13 protein-coding genes are annotated in these 18,531 nt (G+C 63.4%); 6 read left to right on the forward strand and 7 right to left on the reverse strand.

Annotated elements, in window-relative coordinates; all coding sequences use genetic code 11:
* Positions 1–43: 43 nt before the first annotated feature.
* On the reverse strand, positions 44–1,342 hold the full coding sequence (locus AC1DYW_RS06160) for a lipopolysaccharide biosynthesis protein (RefSeq protein ID WP_477225427.1): 1,299 nt from the start codon (positions 1,340–1,342) through the stop codon (positions 44–46).
* A gap of 200 nt (positions 1,343–1,542) precedes the next feature.
* Between AC1DYW_RS06160 and AC1DYW_RS06165 the strand changes: the two genes are divergently transcribed.
* The 4 genes from AC1DYW_RS06165 (at position 1,543) to AC1DYW_RS06180 (ending at position 8,188) form a co-directional block, all read left to right on the forward strand.
* Positions 1,543–4,227 carry a Wzz/FepE/Etk N-terminal domain-containing protein gene (locus AC1DYW_RS06165; protein WP_477225428.1) on the forward strand — a complete coding sequence of 895 codons (2,685 nt, stop codon included), beginning with the start codon at positions 1,543–1,545 and terminating at the stop codon, positions 4,225–4,227.
* 245 nt (positions 4,228–4,472) lie between these two features.
* A complete protein-coding gene (gene folD / locus AC1DYW_RS06170; RefSeq protein ID WP_095088586.1) occupies positions 4,473–5,372 on the forward strand; it encodes a bifunctional methylenetetrahydrofolate dehydrogenase/methenyltetrahydrofolate cyclohydrolase FolD in 900 nt (299 codons plus the stop codon).
* Positions 5,373–5,428: 56 nt separating this feature from the next.
* Complete coding sequence (locus AC1DYW_RS06175) at positions 5,429–6,391, forward strand: GlxA family transcriptional regulator (protein ID WP_013530232.1); 963 nt, start codon at positions 5,429–5,431, stop codon at positions 6,389–6,391.
* Positions 6,392–6,517: 126 nt separating this feature from the next.
* On the forward strand, positions 6,518–8,188 hold the full coding sequence (locus AC1DYW_RS06180; RefSeq protein WP_477225429.1) for a vWA domain-containing protein: 1,671 nt from the start codon (positions 6,518–6,520) through the stop codon (positions 8,186–8,188).
* 71 nt (positions 8,189–8,259) lie between these two features.
* On the opposite strand, the gene edd is transcribed toward AC1DYW_RS06180, so the two are convergent.
* The 3 genes from edd to zwf all read right to left on the reverse strand — a co-directional run bounded on the left by edd (position 8,260) and on the right by zwf (position 12,322).
* The gene (gene edd, locus AC1DYW_RS06185) at positions 8,260–10,083 is read right to left on the reverse strand and encodes a phosphogluconate dehydratase (RefSeq protein WP_477225430.1); all 1,824 of its coding nucleotides are present in this window, start codon (positions 10,081–10,083) and stop codon (positions 8,260–8,262) included.
* A 71-nt stretch (positions 10,084–10,154) separates the two neighbouring features.
* Positions 10,155–10,871 carry a 6-phosphogluconolactonase gene (gene pgl, locus AC1DYW_RS06190; RefSeq protein WP_477225431.1) on the reverse strand — a complete coding sequence of 239 codons (717 nt, stop codon included), beginning with the start codon at positions 10,869–10,871 and terminating at the stop codon, positions 10,155–10,157.
* The gene (gene zwf, locus AC1DYW_RS06195) at positions 10,853–12,322 is read right to left on the reverse strand and encodes a glucose-6-phosphate dehydrogenase (protein WP_477225432.1); all 1,470 of its coding nucleotides are present in this window, start codon (positions 12,320–12,322) and stop codon (positions 10,853–10,855) included. Before zwf ends, pgl begins: the two co-directional genes overlap by 19 nt.
* 344 nt (positions 12,323–12,666) lie before the next feature.
* Between zwf and AC1DYW_RS06200 the strand changes: the two genes are divergently transcribed.
* On the forward strand, positions 12,667–13,413 hold the full coding sequence (locus AC1DYW_RS06200) for an SDR family oxidoreductase (protein WP_477225433.1): 747 nt from the start codon (positions 12,667–12,669) through the stop codon (positions 13,411–13,413).
* A 186-nt stretch (positions 13,414–13,599) separates the two neighbouring features.
* Here the strand turns inward: AC1DYW_RS06200 and AC1DYW_RS06205 are convergent, their stop codons facing one another.
* From AC1DYW_RS06205 to AC1DYW_RS06215, 3 genes are all read right to left on the reverse strand, one after another.
* Positions 13,600–14,466 (reverse strand): SH3 domain-containing protein, encoded by an 867-nt coding sequence (locus tag AC1DYW_RS06205; RefSeq protein WP_477225434.1) that lies wholly within the window; start codon positions 14,464–14,466, stop codon positions 13,600–13,602.
* 343 nt (positions 14,467–14,809) lie between these two features.
* Positions 14,810–16,096: an NAD(P)/FAD-dependent oxidoreductase gene (locus AC1DYW_RS06210; protein WP_477225435.1), complete on the reverse strand. Its 1,287-nt coding sequence runs from the start codon at positions 16,094–16,096 to the stop codon at positions 14,810–14,812.
* 97 nt (positions 16,097–16,193) lie between these two features.
* A complete protein-coding gene (locus AC1DYW_RS06215) occupies positions 16,194–17,630 on the reverse strand; it encodes a glutamine synthetase family protein (RefSeq protein WP_477225436.1) in 1,437 nt (478 codons plus the stop codon).
* Positions 17,631–17,786: 156 nt separating this feature from the next.
* Here AC1DYW_RS06215 and AC1DYW_RS06220 point away from each other — a divergent pair, with 156 nt between their 5' ends.
* A complete protein-coding gene (locus tag AC1DYW_RS06220) occupies positions 17,787–18,503 on the forward strand; it encodes an HAD family hydrolase (protein WP_477225437.1) in 717 nt (238 codons plus the stop codon).
* Positions 18,504–18,531: the final 28 nt, after the last annotated feature.

Below are 18,531 nucleotides of genomic sequence, written 5' to 3' on the forward strand. Positions count from 1 at the left end.
GGGAGATAGCGTGGTTCTGCGTTTCTGTGAACGGTGAACCGCCCTAGACGGGCTTTGGCGGCTTGCGCATCGCCGAATAGGTGAGCAGCGTTGAGGCAAGATACAGAAGCAGGAAGACGACGTTGAGCGACAGCACCAGGTTCGGCGTGTCGAGGATGGTCGTCAGCACATAGGTCAGCAGCACCGCCTTCAGTCCGGCAAGCAGGCCGAGATTGAGCGCCCGCACCAGCGTCTGGCCGCGGGCGAACAGCAGCTCCGCCTGGTATTCGACCAAATTGCGCAGTCCCGGGACGCAGATCGCCAGCGCCACCAGAGGGGCGGCCTCGGCGACGTTCTTGCCGAGCGCATTTGGGAAGAAATGCAGCACGATGCCAAGCGTCAACAGCGCCAGCGTCGAGACCGCGAAAACGCCGCCTTCAATGCCGCTCTTGACCGCCAGCCGTGACAGCAGCTCCGGCGCGCGCATCATGCGCTGCACCAGCATCATCGAGAAGGTGCGGATCGGAATGGCCGTCAGGTCGACCAGCCGCATGATGATGGCGTAGATACCGGCCAGATGCGGTCCGCCGATCGCCAGGACCAGCAGCTTGTCGAACTCCATCTGCAGATAAAACAGCACTTCGGCCCCGGCCACGTAGATGGAGTCGGCCAGTCGCCGAAGATAAAGCTCGATGCGCAGCCGCAAACGCTGGCGCGGGTAGAAGAAGCCGAAGGCAATCAGCAACGAGGCGGCATTGGCGCCGATATAGAACCACGACCATATCCAGACGCTGTGTTGCGCCCAGAACATGAACAGCACCGCGCCGAGCGCCCGCAGCGCCGTCGCCATGATGGCCAGCAGCGCGGCGCGGCCGAACTTGCCCAGGCCGTTGTTGACGATCAGCGCCACCTCCACTGGCCGCCACAACAGCGCTTCGGCAAAGACGATTGCCGCAAACACCGACAGCGGCACGGTGTCGGCGAAGAAGATCAGGTAGACGCCGAACGAGGCAGCGGCCAACAGCGGCAGCGACAGCAGGCCGAGCAGCAGGAAGCCGGCGGTGAAGGTCCCGATCAGATTGGGGCGGATGGTGGCGGTGCGATAGAGTGCCGAGATGAAACCGAAGGCGAGAATGCGCGACAGCATGACGCCGGCCGCCGATGCGGTGGCGAACATGCCGAACTCGGAAATGGACAGCGTGTTGGCCAGCGCGATGAAATAGGCGAGTGAAAACACCAGTCGCCCGCCGGCGCCGCTGATCGCCGAGAAATAATCGCGCAGCAGCCCCCGTCGTTCGGCCAAAAAAGTGCCGATCCGGGCGAGGGTGGGCCGCCTTTGCGGTATGTCACTGGCTTGCGTCATATCTCCAGGGAGAGCTTAGGTCGGAAAACTTAACGTGCCGTTCTGGAGCCCAGGGGCGTGTTGAAAAATAGGTGCTGGCGGAGGGAGAAACGGGGGCTTCGGCGGGCGAAAATTAACCTTTTGTTTTCCATGCCTGTTTAGCGTGGCTTAACGAATGGCGAAGCGCCGTTTGCAGGCCGCCAAGGGTAAAGCTCCAGACGATGGTCGACAGGGAAAACCGTGAAGACTGGAAGCGCGAGCGTTCGCTGCTGGCGCTCGGCAAGGCTGTGCGCGGCGACGGCGAACCCGACGCGTCCCTGGTCTCGATCGGGGACCGGGCGGACCCGTCATGGCGCGAGGATGCCGCCACACGTCATCGTCTCGCCCGGTCACAGCGCGAAGCGCGGACGAACCCTTCGCAGCGCGAGGCGCTGTCGAATCCGAAGCTGTCGGACGCCGTTGCAACAGATGGATATCAGGCTGGCTATGAGCCAGCTTCGTCTGCGCAGGTGCCGCCTGAAGGCGGTCGATCCGCTGACGATTATTCAGCAACCAGGTCGGCATCATCGGACTACGCGCAAACCACGTCACGGTCTGCTGAAACCGCAGGCACCACCTATCGCCCCGATCGCATATCCGAACCTTACCATTCAGGCGACGCGCGGGCGTCCCGCAACGACGGCGCGGACAGCCAGCAATGGAAGCCGCTGATCGATCCGATGCAGGTCGTCCGTGGCGTTGGCAAGTCGAAGCTGCTGATCGTGGCGACGACGATATTGGGTGCCGGGCTCGGCATCGCCATCGCGCTGTCGACGCCGAAGAAATACGAAGCCACCACAGAACTGATCGTCGATCCGCGCGACCTGAAGCTCACCGACCGCGACCTCACCCAGTCGGTCGTCGCCTCCGATGCCACGCTGGCCATCGTCGAAAACCAGGTTCGGGTGCTGACGTCCGGCACCGTTTTGAACAAAGTCGTCGACAAGCTCAATCTCGTCAACGATCCGGAATTCAATGGGCAGGGCAGTGGCGGCCTCAGCGTCATGTCGCTCATCCGCTCCATCCTGTCGCGCCACGACGGGCCGGGTGGTGTCGACGAGACCCGCCGCCGGGCGCTTACTGTCGGCAATCTGGGCGAAAGCCTTTCAGTCGAGCGCGGCGGCAAGACCTTCGTCATCACCGTCAGCGCCACCACGCAGAATGGCGAGAAATCGGCTCTCATCGCCAACACGATGACGGATGTCTTCCTGCAGACCTTCGGTCAGATCCAGTCCGATACCGCCGGCCGCGCCACCGACGAACTGACGGCCAGGCTTGATGAATTGCGCAAGGGCGTCGAGGCGGCCGAACGCAAGGTCGAGGATTTCAGGGCCACGCACGACCTCGTCGACGCGCAGGGCCACCTCATCAGCGACGACGAGATGCTGAAGCTCAACGAGCAGCTGTCGGTTGCGCGCGCCCGCACGCTGGAACTCAACGCCCGGGCCGCTTCGGCGCGTTCGGTCGACGTCAACTCGGTTCTCACCGGCACCTTGCCGGAGGAGATCAACTCCAACACGATGAGCGATCTGCGTTCGCAATATGCGTCACTCAAGCAGGAGGCCGACCGCGCCGCCATCCGGTTCGGTCCGCGGCACCCCGAACTCCAGGCGCTCAATGCCCAGCTTGCCGGCGCACGCGACCGCATCGCCGCGGAACTGCGTCGCATCGGCTCGTCGCTGCAGGTCGACCTCAAGCGCGCGGTCCATCTCGAACAGGATCTCGCCTCTCGTCTGGCGCAGCTGAAGGTTCGCAGCGGCGACGTCAACAGCGACCTGGTGTCGATGCGCGAACTGGAGCGCGAGGCCGCCGCCAAGCGTTCCGTCTATGAACAGTATCTGCTGCGCGCCAAGGAGACGGGCGAGCAGAAAGACATCAACACCGCCAACATCAATGTGATCTCGAAGGCCTTCGCGCCGCTCGAGCCGAACGGGCCGTCGCGGGTCGTGGTGGCGCTTGCCGGCCTGCTGCTGGGCTTTGCCTCCGGCGTTGGCCTCGGCGCCATGCGTGGCGCCTATGAGAGCTTGCGTGACACCGCGACATCGCGCTCGCGCCGCGACCGCAGCATGGACGAACGCCGGACGCCTTACGACGACAAGGCATATCAGCCAGCACCGCCGCCGCCAAAACCACCTGCACCGCAGCCGGCGGCACCGCCACCACCGCCACCTGCACCGCCCCCGCCACCGCCTGCACCACCCGCGCCTGTTCAACAGGCTGACGTCACGCCGACCGAAGGTCCCGGTCGGATCAGTGCGTTGCTGTCGAAGCTGCGCAAGGCCATGTCCCGCAAGCAGTCCCCGCAGGACACCATCGATGCCGGTGAGTGGGTCTCATCCTTTGCCGAAGGGAAGCCAACGGAAGATCTGACGCACCCCGCCTATTCCCAGTCGGCAGCGGCCTTTGCGCCCCTGCCGTCGGCCGCGGCAGCCTATCCACCACCGCCTTTCCGGCCCGGCGGCCATGTTCCCTATCCGCAACAGACAGCGCAGCCGCCATTGCCTCCCCACATGATGCCGCAGCGATCGTATTCGGGTCCGCAGGCCTATCCCTATGGGCAGCCGTTAGGCCTTCCGCAGGCGCAGCACTGGCAGGTGCCGCAGCAGCCGGGCTATCCCTACCCGCAGCCCATGCCCGATGCCGGGCAGATGTCTTATCCGCCCCACCCCGCTTCCGCGCCTTATCCGCAACAGCCCACCGCGCCGCAGCAGGCGGCTCAGCCCGACGAGCCATCGGTGGAGGCGCCCCGGGCGGCGGAGGATGTCGAACGGCACGCCCCGATCGACGAAATCCGCGCCAGCCTGCGCGAATTCCGCGAAGCCGTCCGCGAACTTACCGAGACCCGCGCGCGCCGCCGCTACTTCTGAGCCACAAAATAAGTCGCGCTGCCGAACAAAAACATGCCGGTTTCGCGTAAACGGCATGGGACGGCGCTTTGACGGGATTGCGTGTTGGAATTTTCGTGAAAATGCCGCGCTGCATGGTGCCGAAGGCACGCTTCCGAGTTTGATCGGGGCGCGCGGTTTCGCGGCATGCGTCAGACAAGGATCCAGGGTGCCGCATTCATGTTTTCGATGCGGCCGTTTGGGCGGAACGGTGTTGAGGGTGGTCCATGGCCGAAGTGATTGATGGGAAGAGCGTCGCCGAAGACGTGGTGCGGACGGTTAAGACCCTGACGGCCGAACTTGTCGCGAAAGGCAAGGCCAAACCCGGTCTTGCCGTGGTCATCGTCGGTGAGGATCCGGCCAGCCAGGTCTATGTCGCTTCCAAGTCGCGCACCGCCAAGGAATGCGGCTTTCATTCCGTCCAGCACACGCTGCCGGCCGAAACCTCCGAGCCGGCATTACTGAAGATCATCGGTGATCTCAACGCCGATCCGGCCATCAACGGCATCCTGGTGCAGCTTCCGCTGCCCGCCCATATCGACGCCGGCAAGATCATCCAGACCATCGCGCCGGAAAAGGATGTCGATGGCTTTCATTTCATCAATGTCGGCAAGCTCGGCACCGGCGAACTCGAGACCGCCTTCGTGCCTTGCACGCCGGCCGGCTCAATGCTCCTGATCGAGCGCGTGCGCGGCAAGGACCTGTCCGGCCTCAACGCGGTCGTCGTCGGCCGCTCCAACATCGTCGGCAAGCCGATGGCCAACCTCCTGCTTGCCGCCAACTGCACCGTCACCATCGCCCACAGCCGCACCAGGGATTTGCCGGCGCTTGCCCGCACCGCCGACATTCTCGTCGCGGCGGTCGGTCGGCCGGAGATGATCAAGGGTGATTGGGTGAAGCCCGGCGCCACGGTCATCGATGTCGGTATCAACCGCATTCCGGCGCCGGAAAAGGGCGAGGGCAAGTCGCGCCTCGTCGGCGATGTCGCCTATGCCGAAGCGGCGAAGGCCGCCGGCGCCATTACGCCGGTGCCCGGTGGTGTCGGCCCGATGACCATTGCCATGCTGATGGCCAATACGTTAGCCTCTGCCTACCTCGCGGCCGGATTGAAACGGCCGTCCTTCTGACCCACCAGAAAGCCGCAGCTTTGCCGAACCCAACTGTTCCTGTAGAACGGCCGGTCATGACGGATCCCGTTCAAGGCGGCCGGCAGTTCGCTTTCCTGCTGGTCGACAAGTTCTCGATGTTCTCGCTGGCCGCGGCGATCGATACGTTCCGGTCGGCGAACCGGTTGCTTGGCCGCGACTTCTATGGCTGGACGACCGTCTCCGCGGATGGCGATCCGGTGATGGCCTCCAACGGCCTGCCGCTGAAGATCGACTATGCCGTTGCCGACCTGCCGCCGGTCGACATCCTCTTCGTCTCGGTCGGACTGACGACGGAATTTCCCGGCAAGAGCAAGGTGCTGGCGGCGCTGCGCAGCTGGGGCCGGCGCGGCAACGCGCTCGGTGCGCTGTCGGTCGGCTCCTACCTGCTTGCCGAGGCCGGCCAGCTCGAAGGCTATCGCTGCACCATCCATTGGGAAAACCGCGCCGGCTTCGTCGAACGCTTCCCCGACATCAACTGCACGGGCAACGTCTTCGAGATCGACCGCAAGCGCTACACATGCGCCGGCGGCACCACCTCGATCGACCTGATGCTGGAGATCGTGCGCGGCGATTTCGGCTCCAACCTCGCCAATGGCGTCGCCAACCAGTTCCAGCACGAGCGCATCCGCTCGGCCGGCGACCGCCAGCGTGTCGGGCCGGAACGCGATCTCACGGGCAAGTCGGAGAAGCTCAGGCGCATTGTCGAACTGATGGCCGACCACCTCGATGAGCCGCTGTCGGCGGTGCAGCTGGCCAAATCCGCCGGCCTGTCGGTGCGCCAGGTCGAGCGCCTGTTCCTACGCCATCTCAGCGTCACGCCGGGCCGCTATTACATGCGGCTGCGGCTGGAGCGGGCGCGCGAATTGCTGCGCCAGACCAACATGCCGATCCTCGACGTGGCGATCGCCACGGGCTTCACCTCGCATTCCTATTTTGCCCAGAGCTACCGGCTGCAATTCGGTAGGCCGCCCTCGGAAGAGCGCCGCACGACCTACTGAGCGGAGATTTTCGCTTCCGCTCAAAAGTTTGACATTCCGTCCCCTCCCAGCCGCGCCCGGCCTTGTGTCCTGACGCTGCGTCAAATAGTTTCCCGCCCGGATCGGGGCGGATTTGAGGAGATTTCGATGGCGGGATTTGCACGGAGCGTCGCTGCGGCGATCCTCCTTTTGTCGATGACGACGTTCGGCTTTGCCGCAAACAAGGTCATCATCATTCTCGATGCCTCTGGCTCCATGTGGGCGCAGATCGACGGCAAGCCCAAGCTCGAAATCGCCCGTGAATCGCTGAGAACCGTGCTTCAATCGGTTCCCGCCGATGACGAGATCGGCTTCATGGCCTATGGCCATCGCGAAAAAGGCAGTTGCGACGACATCCAGTTGATCGTGCCACCACAGGCAGGCTCGGCAAGCGCCATCTCGGCCGCTGCCGACAGCCTGAAATTCCTCGGCAAGACGCCGCTGACGGCCGCCGTCAAGCAGGCGGCCGAAGCGTTGAAATACACCGAGGACAAGGCGACCGTCGTCCTCATCACCGACGGGCTGGAAACATGCGGCGGCGATCCCTGCGCGCTTGGCAAGGAACTCGAGGCGTCCGGCGTCGATTTCACCGCTGACGTCGTCGGCTTCGGCCTCACCGCCGACGAAGGCAAGCAGATCGCCTGCCTCGCCGACAACACGGGCGGCAAGTACATCCAGGCCTCCGATGAGAAGGCGTTGCAGGAGGCGCTAGTCGAGACGGTGGCGGCACCAGCACCAGCACCCGCTCCTGCTCCTGAACCGGCTCCCGCCCCGACGCCTGCGCCGGAGCCCGCGAAACCGGAATTCAACTTCCAGCCGACGGTGGTGATGGCCGAAGGTGGCGAGCCGATCACCGACGGCAACGCCTGGGAGATCTACAAGGCGAATTCCGACGGCTCGCGCGAGGATTCCGTGACCACCGAATATGGCGCCTACAAGGGCAATCTCGAGCCCGGCGACTATGTCGTCGTTGCACGCGACGACGAGGCCAAGGTGGAGCAGAAATTCAAGATCGAGGCCGGCCAGGTCTACAAGCCGCTGTTCACCTTGAACGCGGGCACCATGCTCATTCATCCGCGGCCGAGCCAGGGCGCCGACATCAGTGACGAGGCCCATGTCGACTTCACCTATCCCGGCGGCAACACCACCCACTATGGCGACACCAAGATCATCGTACCGGCGGGTGAACAGAAGGTCACGGTTCAGATCGGCAGCGGTTCGGTGGTCGAGACCATCCAACTGGCCGCCGGGCAGACGATCGAAAAGGACGTCATCGTCGGCGTCGGGCACGTCGTGTTCAACGCTTATTATGTCACCGGCGGCGACAAGGCCGACAGTTCCGGCCTCGGCTTCCAGATCGTCAAGGCGAAGAAGAAGATCGACGGTTCACGCGACGATGTCGAGCATTCCTATGGGCCGGACAGCAAGTTCTGGCTGCCGCCGGACGACTATGTCGCGCTCACCACGCTTGATCTTGCAACCGTCGAACAGCCGTTCAGCGTCAAGGTCGGCGACAATCAGGACATCAAGGTGCCGCTCGGTGCCGGCGTTCTGGCCATGTCGGCCCCTGGCGCCTACTCGATCGAGGTCCTGTCTCCGAAAAAGGACATCCAGGGCAATCGCAAGGCGCTTGGCCTGAACTATGGCGACGCCTGGCAGCAGACCATTCCGGCCGGCGATTACGTGGTCGTCCGGCACATGTCCGATGGAGGCCATGACAAAGAAATGCCGGTGACGGTCAAGGCTGGCGAGCGTACCGAGATCACCGTTACGCCATGACTGCCGTATGACCGGCAGCAAAAAAGGGCGGCTGTCAGCCGCCCTTTTTTATCGACAGGACGATGATTTCGTCACGCCGTGCCGAAGGCGCTGGCGCCATGGTCGGCACGGCCGACCAGTTGCCGGAAGCCGGCGAACAGCTCGCGGCCGAAACCGAATTCATTGCCGATGAGGTCGGCATCCGCCGTCCGGCGCAGTGCAAACTCGCCGGCCGGCACGAGCACTTCCAGCGTTCCGGCGTCGGCGTCGAGCCGGACGATGTCGCCATCATGGATCCTGGCGATCGGTCCATCCTCGACTGCTTCCGGCGTGACATGGATGGCGGCCGGCACCTTGCCGGAGGCGCCCGACATGCGCCCGTCGGTGACCAGCGCCACGCGCTGGCCGCGGTCCTGCAGGATGCCGAGCACCGTGGTCAGCTTGTGCAGTTCCGGCATGCCGTTGGCCTTCGGCCCCTGGAAGCGGATGACGGCGATGAAGTCACCGGTCAGCGTTCCCGCCTTGAACGCCTCGTTCAGTCCTTGCTGGCTGTCGAAGACCTTGGCCGGCGCCTCGATGATGCGCCGCTCCGGCTTCACCGCCGAGGTCTTGATGACGGCATGGCCGAGATTGCCCGACAGCACCTTGAGACCGCCGGTTGCCTGGAATGCCTTGTTGAACGGCGCCAGCACCTTTTCGTCACCGCTTTCGCGCGGCGAGGCTTCGCGCACCACGCCGCCGTCGGCGCCGAGCTTGGCCTCGACCGCATAGGGCCGCAGGCCTTCGCCCCACACTGTCTGCACATCCTCGTGCAGGATGCCTTCGTCGAGCAGTTCGCGGATCAGGAAGCCGAGCCCACCTGCCGCGTGGAAGTGGTTCACGTCGGCGAGACCATTGGGATAGACCCGCGCCAGCAGCGGCACGGCTTCCGACAGGTCGGAAATGTCCTGCCAGGTGATGGCAATGCCGGCCGCTGCCGCCATCGCGATCAGGTGGATGGTGTGATTGGTCGAGCCGCCGGTGGCATGCAGGCCGACGACGCCGTTGACGATCGAGCGCTCGTCGATCATCCGCCCGACCGGCGTATAGGCATTGCCGAGCGCGGTGATCGCCAGCGCCTGCTTCGTCGCCTCGCGCGTCAAGGCCTCGCGCAGCGGCGTGCCGGGATTGACGAACGAGGCGCCCGGCGTGTGCAGGCCCATGATCTCCATCAGCATCTGGTTGGAATTGGCCGTGCCGTAGAAGGTGCAGGTTCCCGGCCCGTGATAGGACTTGGACTCGGCCTCCAGCAGTTCGGCCCGTCCCGCCTTGCCTTCGGCATAGAGCTGGCGGACCTTGGCCTTTTCGTCGTTCGGCAGGCCGGTGGTCATCGGCCCTGCCGGAATGAACACTGCGGGCAGGTGGCCGAAGGTGAGTGCGGCGATCACCAGACCCGGCACGATCTTGTCGCAGACGCCCAGATAGACGGCAGCGTCGAACATGTTGTGCGACAGGCCGATCGCCGCGGCCATGGCGATCACATCGCGCGAAAACAGCGACAGTTCCATGCCGGGCTGGCCTTGGGTGACGCCATCACACATTGCCGGCACGCCGCCGGCCACCTGGGCGATGCCGCCGGCCTCGCGCGCCGCGTCCTTGATCAGTGCCGGAAAGGTTTCGAACGGCTGATGCGCCGACAGCATGTCGTTGTAGGAGGTGATGATGCCGAGGTTCGGCACCGTGTCCGCACCCAGCGCCAGCTTTTCCGAGGGGCTGCACACCGCAAAGCCGTGGGCGAGGTTGCCGCAGGACAGCACGGCTCGGTTGGCGGTGCGGTTCGACGCTTCGGCGATGCGGCCGAGGTAGCGCTCGCGGCCCGGTCTGGAACGCTGGCGGATGCGCTCGGTGATGGCTTCGATGTCGCGTCTGGCGGTCATGATGTCGGTCCTTTCAGGCGAGGTCCCGGAACACCCTCCGGCTGTCTGCCGGGACCCTCAGCACGTTCAAATCAGGGCGCCCAGAAAACCTCTACGGGCTTGGGTGCGGCGTCGAGCACGGCGCGGATCGGCTTTCGCGGTCCAGGTGCAACCGCACCGTCGAAGGCGGTGCGCTTGTCCTCGCCTTCGATGTGGAGCGCGATGAAGCCGGCATCGACAATGCGCGCCAGCGACAAGGTCAGCCGCGGCTCGACGGCACTCGCAGCCTGAACCGGCAGCACGATCCTGTCGGACGACGGGTCGAGCAGCTTTGCCAGATCATCGGCATCGGGAAAGAACGAGGCGGTGTGGCCGTCCGGTCCCATGCCGAGCACGACGACATCGAGCGGCCAGGGCAATGACTGCAGCGCTGCGTTGTCGGACGCCGCCGCATCCTCGATGCCGACGGCTTCGTGATAGAGCGGTACGAACCGTGCCGCCTTGGCCGCGTTCTGCAACAGATTGGCGGCCACCAGCCCGGCATTGGAGCGCGGCGAGGAGGCCGGCACGAAACGCTCGTCGACCAGCGTCACAATCACCTTGTCCCAGGCGATGGGTATCACCGAAAGGGCGGCGAAGAATTTGGCCGGGGTGGTGCCGCCGGAGACGGCGAGCAACCCTGTGCCGCGCTCGGCGATTGCCTTGGTCAGGCGCCCGGCGACATGGCCGGCAAGGGCGGCCGCCAACTCCTGGCGCCCGGCGAAGCCGTTCCAGCTATAGGCAACGCTGTTCAATTGCTCTCGTGCCATGTCCGCCCGTCACGTTCGATCAGCGCAATGGAAGCCGACGGTCCCCAGGTGCCTGCTGTGTAGCCCTGCGCTTCCTGTCTGGCGCTCTCCCAGGCGTTCTGGATCGGGTCGATCCATTTCCACGCCGCCTCGACTTCGTCGCGACGCATAAACAGGGTCTGGTTGCCACGGATGACATCCATGATCAGCCGTTCGTAGGCGTCCGGAGCGCGGCCGTCGAAGGATTGCGCGAAGCTCATGTCGAGCGAGATCTGGCGCAGCCGCATGCCGCCCGGACCCGGATCCTTGATCATGATGAACTGCTTGACGCCTTCGTCCGGTTGCAGTCGGATGACCAGCTGGTTGGCGAAGATCGGCCCGGCACTGTCGCCGAAGATCGAATGCGGGATCGGCTTGAATTCGATGACGATTTCCGAAACCCGCGTCGCCAGCCGCTTGCCGGTCCGCAGGTAAAACGGAACGCCCGCCCAGCGCCAGGTACCGATCTCGGCCTTGATGGCGACGAAGGTCTCGGTGTTGCTGTCGTGGGCAAGCTCCTCGACATAGCCCTTCACAGCGCCGCTGGCCGAGGCGCCGGCGCGGTACTGGCCACGCACGGTGTGCTTCGGCGCCTCGTTGCCGTTGATGCGCTTAAGTGCCCTGAGCACCTTCAGCTTCTCGTCGCGCACCGCGTCGGCGTCCATCGACGAGGGCGCTTCCATGGCAACAAGACACAACAGCTGCAGTATATGGTTCTGCACCATGTCGCGCAGCGCGCCGGCCTTGTCGTAATAGGTGACGCGGTCTTCCAGACCCACGGTCTCGGCCACGGTGATCTGCACGTGGTCGATATGGGCGGAATTCCACAGTGGCTCGTAGAGCGCGTTGGCAAAGCGCAGCGCCATCAGATTCTGCACCGTCTCCTTGCCGAGATAGTGGTCGATGCGGAAGATCTGGCTTTCGTGGAAATCGTCGCCGACCAGGTCGTTGAGTGCTTGCGCCGAGGCAAGGTCGCGGCCGATCGGCTTCTCCAGCACGATGCGCGAGTTCGGCGTGATCAGCTTGTGCTCTTTCAGCTTGTGCGAGATATCGCCGAACAGCGCCGGCGCCACCGCCAGGTAGAAAGCGCGGATGAGGTCGCTATCGCCGATCGCCTTCTTCAGCTTGTCGAAGCCGGCGCCGGTCGTCGCATCGGCCGAGACGTAGGAGAGGCGAGCAAGGAAGGTCTTCAGTTCCTTAGCGTCGATATCGTCAGCTTTGACGTGGTCCGAGATCGCCTGTTTGGCGAAGGCCTGGAATTCCTCGTCGGTCATCTTCGAGCGCGACGTGCCGATGATGCGCGTCGGCTCGGAGAACTGATGGTCGCGCTGGCGATAGTAGAGCGACGGCAGAAGCTTGCGTTCCGACAGATCGCCGGTGCCGCCGAAAATGATGAAGTCGAAAGGATCGACGGGGATGATCTGGCTGGTCATGGTAGGTCCGCTCTGACGCCGGTCGCTGTGACGCGGCTGATATTATCTAATCGATTTAAATTTTCCAGTGCCATGGTGTCACATCTGAGTGTTGCGCCTGCCTCTTGACAGCCCGATGCCTCGGAGGCTTGTCGACAGGCGCGGCCCCGGAAGCCTTCGCAGTTGCAGCATAGAGCGGGATCGAAGCGAAAGCCAAAGGAGAAATCGGCGATGACCGCACATCTTTCGACTAAGCCGGTTAGAAGTCGTGGCCCGGCTAGAAGTCGTGGCCCGGTCAGAAGCCGTGGCTTTGCGTGTGCCGCGGGCACTCCGGTCGATCGTCACCAATCATGAGCGGGAAAAGCATGCGTCTGGAAAACAAGGTTGCCGTCATCACCGGTGCGGCGGCGGGCTTTGGCGAGGGTATGGCTAGGCGCTTTGCGCAGGAAGGTGCCAGGGTCGTCGTCGCCGACCTCAACGCCAAGGGCGCGGAGCGTGTCGCCAGCGAAATCGGCGAGGCGGCGATCTGGACCCAGACCGATGTTTCGCAGCGGTCCGAATTCGACGAGATGGTCTATGCCGCCAAGAGCGCCTTCGGCCGCATCGACATCATGGTCAACAATGCCGGCTACACCCATCGCAACGGCGACATGCTCAACGTCGACGAGGAAACCTTCGACCTGATCACCGCCGTCAACATGAAGGCGATCTATCACGCCGCACGCGCCGTGGTGCCGATCATGGATCGGCAAGGCGGCGGCGTCATCCTGACCACGGCTTCCACCGCGGGTCTGCGGCCGCGGCCCGGTCTCACTTGGTACAATGCCTCGAAGGGCTGGGCGATCACCGCCACCAAGTCGATGGCGGTGGAACTGGCGCCGAAGAACATCCGTGTCAACTGCCTCTGCCCGGTTGCCGGCGAGACCGGCATGCTGGAGAAGTTCATGGGCGCCGACACGCCTGAAATCCGCGAGAAGTTCCGTGCGTCGATCCCGCTCGGCCGGCTTTCAACACCACTCGATATCGCCAACGCCGCACTCTGGCTGGCGTCGGATGAAGCCGCCTTCATCACCGGTGTCGCGCTGGAAGTGGACGGCGGACGCTGCATCTGAAGGCGCCAATGCCCCGAAAATCGGTACCGATTTTCGGAAAGGATCATGGGCAAATCAAAATGCCGCACGGAGGCAGCATTTCTGCGACGGGTCCATCTCGTGTCTTGACGCAATTCCCTCAGGGAAAGCGCTGCGCGCTTTTCCCGGGGAAACCGCTTCACACTTTTCCTGAAATTGCTCGAGGCGTCAGGCGCCGGTCTTGATGTAGGTCTTGTAGATCCAGCCGGTCTTGCCGTTGTAGGTGATCTGGCACCACTTCTTGCAGCTCATCACTTGCACCGAGCTTTTGGCTGGCACCGTGAGGATAGCGGCCGCATTTTTCTTCGGGCCGCTGCGCATGGTCACGGCCCGCAGGATCAGTCCGGTTCCGGCGGCCTCGACTTTGCGTGGATTCGCCTTGACCTGGCTGTCGTCGTCTTCAGCCGCTGCGGGCTGCTCTGACGGCACTTGCGGCTGCACCGCCGGGATGGCGGCGGTTTTCGCGTCATCGGGATGGCTACCCGCCGGCGGAGTGGGGGCGGCAACCTTGGCAAGTTCGCTGGCAGCATCGCTATCTGCCGCCGGTTGCGCGAATGCCACCGCGGCTTTGTCCGGTGCCTGTTTAGCCTGGTTCGCCATCTGGCCGGGAGCAGGCGTACCCGCAGCGGATGCGGCTTTCGACTGCGAACCGGTCCAACGCGGATCATCGGCTGGCAGCGCCGGTATGGTGGCTTGCGCGGCCGCCACGGTCGGCAAAATCTTGTCCGACTTGCGCGCCGCCTGCGGCACGGCCGCTGCAGCCACAGTTGCTCCCGCCGGAGCGATTTTCGTCGTTTTCACCGGAATGGTTGGAATGGTCTGCTCGGGGCTCGCCGCCGCTTGCCTGTCATTGGCCGGCAATGCCAGCCAAAGTGCCACCGCGGCGACACCAAGCAGTGCGGCGGTGCCGATCGCGGCGATCACCAGATGCGAATTCGAGCGGACCTCCTGCCAGAAGGACGGCCGCATGTCATATCCGAACTGCATGGCAAAGCGCCGACGTTCCGGCGTACCGAAACTGAAGGGCTCTCTCACTCTTGCCACCTCCATAAGCGGGCCGATGTTCTTCCGATCAAATGCCAAGAACCTGGCGCCAGATCTGCATCAGTCCCAAGAATCAAAGCGGGCAAGCCCGCAGAATTCCCCGTCAGTAACCCACAACCGGCATCTTTATATCGCTGATTGTGGCATCACTACGCCCTCATCAGGGATTCTGCTCCTTTGGAGGGGATTCTGCAATGTGCCGTTACGGCAACAAATATTACAGCAATATTACATAGATGAGAGCGATCCTGTCCGTCCGGACCACGATCCCGAAAAGTGACCATGCGGTTTCGCAGGAGATCACGCTCCCAATTCCACCTGGACAGAACAGCTTCTAGATCCTGTCGCGCAACGCGAACCAGTTGAGCGCCAGGAACAGCAGCGGCGCGCGGAAGCGCCGGCCACCGGGGAATGGCGGGATCTTCAGATCCTCGATCAGCTTCAGCCGGTCGCGGTTGCCGGCGACGGTTTCAGCATAGAGCTTGCCGAAGAAGTTCGACAGCATGACGCCGTGGCCGGAATAGCCGCCGGCCGAGATCACATTGGGCATCACTTCGCGCACGAACGGCTTGCGCGGCACTGTGATGCCGACATAGCCGCCCCAGCCATGCGTGATCTCGACATCCCTAAGTGCCGGATAGAGTTCGACGATCTGACGGCGGATGTGGATGTGGATGTCCTTCGGATCGTTGACGCCATAGACTTCACGTCCTCCGAACAGCAGCCGCCCGTCCTTCGATCTGCGGAAATAGCGCACGACGAAGCGGGAATCGTCGACCGCCTCGCCGCCCGGCAGCACTGTCGAGTCCGCGCCCAGCGGCACAGTTGCGCCGATGAACGACCCGATCGGCATGATGTGCGCGGCACTCACCGGCTCAAGTGTGCCGCCATAGGCGTTGACCGCGATCAGGCATTTCTGCGCTGTCAGCGTGCCTCTCGGTGTCGAAACCTTGACCTTTCCGCCACTGGAAATGATGCCGGTCGATGGCGTCTCCTCGAACAGTTGCGCGCCGGCTTGCGCCGCCACCCGCGCGGTGCCGATCACCAGTTTCATCGGGTGGATGTGGCCCGTGCCGGTGTCGCGCGTGCCGCCGAAATAGGCGGTCGAGCCCAGCCGCTCCGCCGTCTGTTTGGCATCCATGAACGAGATATACGGGTAGGAAAAACGGCTCGCCATGATCTCGGCATGCGCCTTGTAGTCGTCGACATAGCGCGGCTTGTGCGCCACCGAGAGTTGGCCCGGCATATAGTCGATATCGATCTGGTTGGCGGCGGCAAACTCGAGGAGATGCGCCTTCGCCTCTTCGGCAAGGTCGAACAAAGCCTTGGCGCGGGAGAGGCCGTATTCGGCTTCCAGGTCCTCGACCCAGGCGCGCTGGCCGGTGCCAAGCTGGCCGCCATTGCGCCCGGAGGCGCCATCGCCGAAGCGGTAGGCTTCAATCAGCACGACATTCGTGCCTGCCTTGGCAAGGTGAGCAGCCGCCGACAAACCGGTGAAACCGCCGCCGATGATGACGACGTCGCATGTTCGGTCGCGATCCAGCGCCGGATATTCCGGCCGTGGGCCGCCGGTGTCCTCATACCAGGAACGGCCGGGAGAAATCGGGGATTGGTAGGGCATGATGGAGGAAAGACTCGGTGATTCAGAAGGAGGAGGTGAAAAGCGAATAGCGAATAGCGAATAGAAAAATATCGGGTACCTTCGCTACTCGCTACTCCTACACATTCAGCAGCAGATACTCCCGCTCCCACGGACTGATCACTTCCATGAACGTCTCGAATTCCGCCCGCTTGATCGCCGCATAGGTCGCGGCGAAGGACTTGCCGAGCAGTGCGCAAAGTTCCTCATCGCCCTCGAACAGGTCGACTGCTTCGAGCAGGCTGCGCGGCAGGTCGATCTCGGCCGCGTTGGCAGTGGTCAGCACGGGAGGCTCGGCCTTGATCTTGTTGGTGATGCCGATCAGCCCGCACGCGAGCGATGCCGCCAGCGCGAGATAGGGATTGGCATCGGAGGAGGGGATGCGGTTTTCGACGCGCCGCGCCGCCGGATCCGAGCGCGGCACTCGGAACGCCGTGGTGCGGTTGTCATAGCCCCATTTGTTGTTGACCGGAGCCGACGCTGCCTGTGTCAGCCGGCGGTAGGAATTGACATAGGGCGCGAACATCACCAGCGCGTTCGGCACATGCTTCTGCATGCCGCCGATAAAATGGAAGAAGTCTTCGGTCTCCGAGCCGTCCTCTGCCGAAAAGATGTTCTGTCCGGTCTTCTTGTCGATGATCGACTGATGGATATGCATGGCTGAGCCCGGCTGCCCCTGGATGGGCTTGGCCATGAAGGTGGCGTAGATCTCGTGCTTCAGCGCGGCCTCGCGAATGGTGCGCTTGAACATGAACACCTGGTCGGCCAGCTCGATCGGGTCACCGTGGCGCAGGTTGATTTCGAGCTGACCGGCGCCCTCCTCATGGATCAGCGTGTCGATCTCCAGGCCCTGGCCCTCGGAGAAATGGTAGATGTCGTCGATCAGTTCGTCGAACTCGTTGACGCCGGCGATCGAATAGCCGGCGCCACCGCCGATGGCACGCCCCGAACGGCCGACCGGTGGCGTCAGAGGATAGTCCGGATCGGGGTTCTTGCGCACCAGGTAGAACTCGATCTCGGGCGCCACCACCGGCTTCAGTCCACGCTTGTCGTAGGCGGCAAGCACGCGCTTCAGCACATTGCGCGGCGTGAACTCGACCGAGCGTCCGTCCTGGTGGACGAGGTCGCAGATGACCGCGGCCGTCGGGTCTTCTTCCCAGGGCACCACCGTCAGCGTCGACAGATCCGGCATCAGCTTGAGGTCGCCATCGTCTTCCGGATAGTGGAAGCCGTTGCCATCCTCGGGATAGCCGCCGGAAATCGTCGTCATGAAGACAGCCGACGGCAGTGCCAGCGAGGTGTTGGAGGTGAATTTTTTCGATGGCATCATCTTGCCGCGTGCGACGCCGGCCTGGTCAGGTGTGATGCACTCGATGTCTTCGATGCCGCGCCATTCCAGCCAGGCGCTGGCTTCCTTCCAGTTCTTGACGCCACGTTGGTTTTTCACGAAGGCAGGCGTGCGCGCCCGTCCTCCGCGGCTCGACGGACGGACTTCCTTTTTTGCAGGCGGCATCATTCACCAGATTGGGTTGCGGATTGTGGAGTATAGCCGTGCGCCCCTGTGGAAGGGAAGGGGAGCCACGTCGGGCATTGGCCGACACGGTTGAAAATCACGCCAATCGGCTTAGTTTCCCAATCCTAATCGAGACCCCGATCCCAATCGAGACTTTGCATGCGGCACGAAAGCAAATTGACGACGATCGGCTTCGATGCCGACGACACGCTCTGGCAAAACGAGCAGTTCTTCCGCATGACGGAGAAGCGCTTTGCCGCCATGCTTGCCGATCATGGCGAAGCCGAGCACATCTCGGCACGATTGCTGGAGGCCGAAAGACGCAACCTTGCCGTCTATGGCTTCGGCATCAAGGGATTTACGCTGTCGATGATCGAAACGGCGATCGAGGTCACGCAAGGCCGCGTGCCGGCTTCGGTGATTTCAGAAATTCTCGATGCCGGCCGCGAGATGCTGAGCCATCCGATCGAGGCACTGCCGCATGCGCGCGAGACGATCGAGAAGCTTGCCGGCGCATTCCGCCTTGTGCTGATCACCAAGGGCGACCTCTTCGACCAGGAGCGCAAGCTGGCTGGATCAGGCCTCGGAGATCTGTTCGATGCGATCGAGATCGTCAGCGACAAGAGTGCCGCCACCTATGCCCGCCTCTTCAGCCGCCACGGCGATGGTCCGGCAAGAAGCATGATGGTCGGCAATTCGCTGAAGTCGGACGTGGTGCCGGCCATCGAGGCCGGTGGTTGGGGTGTCCATGTGCCGCATGAACTCACCTGGGTGCTTGAGCATGTCGAGGCTCCAGTGACCGAGCCACGCTTCCGTGAGATATCCGATCTCGGACAACTGCCCGGACTGGTCGAAAGCATCGTCAATCCGGACTGATCGCGGGGCCTTCCTATTTTGCGCAATT

The organism is Mesorhizobium sp. P2_D5 (genome assembly GCF_056404355.1).